Genomic DNA, 2,861 nt, shown 5'->3' on the forward strand with positions numbered 1-2,861 from the left:
AGAAAGAGAGTAAATTTACAAAGCAACTATATAGAACTCAGTGCCCTTGAATTAAGTTCAAGAGATAGACCAATAAGAATTAAATCTAAATCTTCCTGTCTATCGGAGGTGTAGTATGGCTCTACTTTTAACAGTAATTTCCTGGAAATATAATCCTTCAAGTCGCCATCTTAAAATTTTCTATGACAATGGTTTAACCGAGCTTTATCATCCAGTACCCGAATATATTTATGACAACTTGCTCAGGCGTCATGACAAGGCGGCCTTTGTGAAAAAATACCTGGAATATGATCTTAATTTCACCCGGATTTACAGTGATTAAAACCCGGCTATTTACTCGAAACTATTATTGAAAAGTAATCAGGAGTAAGCCTGCACCGATATCCACTGTAGAAGAAACAAAACGCTTATCCAGATCGACCAATGCCTTGAATACTGCTACCTGTTCTGCATGAGAAAGTACATTATCCACTACAAGTAACCCACCCTGCCGTTGCAACAATTGCGGCAGGTAGCTCCAATATTCAACATAAGCATCTCGCTCAGCATCCAGCAGAATAAAATCGAACTGCTGCTGACAGGATTGTAAATAATCCAATGCATCTATTACCTGAAAATCAATATAACTGTCCAGCTTTAAATGTTGAGCATGTAACTGGGCTTCTTTCGAGCGCTCGGCATCAATTTCCAGAGTCACCATGCGACCTTGCGTGCTTGATAAAGCTTCGGCCAACCATAAAGTGGAATAACCTGTAGATGTTCCGATCTCAAGCACACATTTAGACTGTTGTGCACGAATAAGTATAGAGAGAAACTGCGCCGATGCAGGTTCGATATTACGATAGCGCTGTAACCGATCACTTAGACCAGCATCATGCGCACTAAAGCGAGCATATAATTCACGAACATAGTTTTGAAAATGACTTGTGTGTTCCACGCTCTACTCTCTTATTCAAATGATTAGGTTTTATAGTGCTTTGATCAGTTTAAAGCGCTCTAATTCACGGTCGTCATCTAAAGTTATCACCTCAGTGAACATGCTGAGTGGACGCACCCAGATTGAATAGTCACCGTATAGACATTGATAAACTACCAGTTTTTCTTCAGTCTCACTATGCGTGGCGACATGCAGAACTTGGTATAATTGACCTTTGTAATGCTGATAGATTCCGCGTTGAAGTTCCATTATTTTACTCACTCGATTGAAGCAGATTCATCTTAACTGAAAATTATCACAATACCGCTAGATCACTTGAAAATTCCATTATTAGCCCGATATAAGTTTGATATTAATGATGAAATTTCTATTTCATCTAAATTTCCGATTGAATAAATAAAAACCACCTGTTTTACCTATTCATCTATTTCACTTAATATTCTTTCATCGAATAAATTATTACTCCTTTGGAGACGTTAGCAATGTTAGATCAAAATACAGCAGCCCAATTAAAAACCCTTTTAGAACGCCTTGAAGGGCCAATCGAACTGGTAGCCACTCTAGATGCTTCGGATAAATCTGCAAAAATCAAAGAACTTGTAGAAGAAATCGCTGCACTGTCTGATTTAGTGACTGCCCGTTTTGATGGTACTAACAAACGTGCACCAAGCTTTGGTGTGGCTAAAGCCGGTGAACAGCCTCGTGTGTTCTTCGCAGGCCTGCCAATGGGTCATGAGTTCACATCGCTGATTCTGGCATTGCTGCAAACTTCGGGTTATGCACCGAAAGTATCGAATGAAGTTCTTGAATCGATCAAAGGTTTAGGGATCAAGTCTGACTTTGATGTGTTTGTCTCTTTAAGCTGTCATAACTGTCCGGATGTGGTTCAGGCGCTCAACCTGATTGCTATCTATAATCCGGGTACAACAGCAACCATGATCGATGGTGCTTTCTTCCAGGATGAAGTGGAAGAACGCAAAATTATGGCGGTTCCGATGGTGTTCCAGGACAATGAACATATCGGTCAGGGTCGTATGACTTTGGAAGAAATCATTGCCAAACTGGATACCAATTCTGCTGCCAAAGATGCGGAAAAACTCAATGCCAAAGAAGCGTTTGATGTTCTTGTGATTGGTGGTGGTCCTGCGGGGAATACCTCTGCAATCTATGCAGCGCGTAAAGGCATTAAAACCGGTATCGTGGCTGAACGTATGGGCGGTCAGGTCATGGATACCATGGACATCGAAAACTTCACTTCAGTGCAAAAGACCCAAGGTCCAAAATTTGCTGCCGAGATGGAAGCCCACGTACGTGAATACGGCGTGGATATCATGAACCTGCAACGTGTATCTGACATCAAGGGTGCAGATGAAACTGCCAACGGTCTGGTTGAAGTGACCCTAGAAAACGGTGCTAAACTGGAATCTAAAACTGTAATCCTGTCGACTGGTGCTCGCTGGAGAGAAATGAACGTTCCAGGTGAGCAGGAATATAAAACCCGTGGTGTTGCGTACTGTCCACACTGTGATGGTCCATTGTTCAAAGGCAAACGTGTTGCGGTGATTGGTGGTGGTAACTCGGGTGTAGAAGCTGCGATTGACCTTGCTGGTATTGTTGAGCATGTCACCCTGGTGGAATTTGATACCAAACTACGTGCGGATCAGGTACTTCAGGACAAGTTGAACAGCTTGCCGAACACCACGGTGATCAAGAATGCGCTTTCAACAGAAGTAGTGGGTGATGGTTCACAGGTAACTGCACTGAAATACAAAGACCGTGCGACCGATGAAGAACATACGGTTGAACTTGCAGGGATCTTCGTTCAGATCGGTTTGTTACCGAATACGGATTTCCTGAAAGAAACCAAAGTTGAGTTAAGCAACCGCGGTGAGATTGTGATTAACGAGCGCAATGAAACCAATGT

Annotated in this window: 4 protein-coding genes; 2 read left to right on the top strand and 2 right to left on the bottom strand. The window is 42.4% G+C overall.

Features of this window, described 5'->3' with window-relative positions:
- The first annotated feature begins 115 nt into the window (after positions 1–115).
- A complete protein-coding gene (locus B3D47_RS13905; protein ID WP_004815523.1) occupies positions 116–322 on the top strand; it encodes a KTSC domain-containing protein in 207 nt (68 codons plus the stop codon).
- A gap of 24 nt (positions 323–346) precedes the next feature.
- Here the strand turns inward: B3D47_RS13905 and B3D47_RS13910 are convergent, their stop codons facing one another.
- Both B3D47_RS13910 and B3D47_RS13915 read right to left on the bottom strand, forming a co-directional pair.
- Positions 347–937, bottom strand: a complete 591-nt coding sequence (locus B3D47_RS13910; protein ID WP_286862553.1) for an O-methyltransferase — start codon at positions 935–937, stop codon at positions 347–349.
- A 30-nt stretch (positions 938–967) separates the two neighbouring features.
- Positions 968–1,186, bottom strand: coding sequence for a DUF1653 domain-containing protein (locus B3D47_RS13915; RefSeq protein WP_004892718.1), 219 nt, complete (start codon positions 1,184–1,186; stop codon positions 968–970).
- Positions 1,187–1,419: 233 nt separating this feature from the next.
- Here B3D47_RS13915 and ahpF point away from each other — a divergent pair.
- Positions 1,420–2,861: alkyl hydroperoxide reductase subunit F (gene ahpF / locus B3D47_RS13920; RefSeq protein ID WP_286862556.1), on the top strand; the 1,442-nt coding region annotated here is incomplete at its 3' end.

The organism is Acinetobacter sp. UBA3461 (assembly GCF_002381195.1).
In the GTDB taxonomy this organism is placed as follows: Bacteria; Pseudomonadota; Gammaproteobacteria; order Pseudomonadales; family Moraxellaceae; genus Acinetobacter; species Acinetobacter schindleri.